Source organism: Massilia sp. P2_C2, from assembly GCF_056404615.1.
On the sequence record NZ_JBFUDR010000640.1, the window covers coordinates 1 to 911 of the forward strand.

The 911-nt window shown below is 69.0% G+C and carries 2 protein-coding genes; both read right to left on the reverse strand.

The genetic code is table 11. The features are described from left to right. A partial coding sequence (locus tag AC1DYX_RS31545; RefSeq protein ID WP_477266199.1) for a LytR/AlgR family response regulator transcription factor occupies nucleotides 1-593 on the reverse strand: 593 nt, incomplete at its 3' end. Next, nucleotides 590-911 (reverse strand): sensor histidine kinase (locus tag AC1DYX_RS31550; protein WP_477266201.1); only part of this gene is annotated, 322 nt, incomplete at its 5' end. The genes AC1DYX_RS31545 and AC1DYX_RS31550, both read right to left, overlap by 4 nt.

Below are 911 nucleotides of genomic sequence, written 5' to 3' on the forward strand. Positions count from 1 at the left end.
ATGAGGAATTCCGCGCCGACCGTCTGCACCCGTGTGTATTTCTCGTCGGACTGGAAAAACAGGATCTCGCGCGTGCTCACCATGCGCAGGCTGGCCCCGACCTGGGCCTGGATCCAGCGCAGGTACGCCGGCTTCTCCGGCTTGCCGCCCTTTTCCAGCAGGGCGGTCAGCTTCGCCAGCTGCTGGCCGATATCCTGCGGCGCCGCCGCGGCCGCGGCGTTCGCCCGTGCGCGCAGCCGCGCCTGCAGCCGCGCGCACGTGGTCGCGAGCCGTTCCGCCGACACGGGTTTCAGCAGGTAGTCGAGCGCGCCCTGTTCGAAGGCGTCCAGCGCATACTGGTCGTAGGCCGTGGCGAACACGATGTGCGAGCGCTCGTACAGCCGGCGCGCGGCCTCGATGCCGGACAGACCCGGCATGCGGATGTCGAGGAAGGCGATGTCGGGGCGGAACCGTTCGCCCAGCTCGACGGCTTCCACGCCGTTCGCGGCCTCGGCCACGATCTGCAAATCCGGCCACACGCTTGCCAGGCGTGCGCGCAGCAGGTCGCGCATCGGGGCTTCGTCGTCGGCGATCAGGGCGGTGACCGTGCTCATGCGTCCTCCATCATCTTGTAGGGTAGCCGGATCGTGGCGCAGGCGCCACCGCCCGCCGGGGATGTGATGTCCAGCGCGGCATCCGCGCCGTACAGCAGTTGCAGGCGCTCGCGGATATTCGCGAGGCCGACGCCGTCGTCCGCGTGCGGGTCGATGCCGACGCCATCGTCGCACACTTCCACGTGCAGGTCGGCGTCCACCACACGGGCGCGCACGGTGACGGTGCCGCCTTCGATCTTCGGTTCCAGCCCGTGCTTGATGGCGTTCTCGATCAGCGTCTGCAGCATCATCGGTGGGAACGGGGCGCTGCCGAGGAAG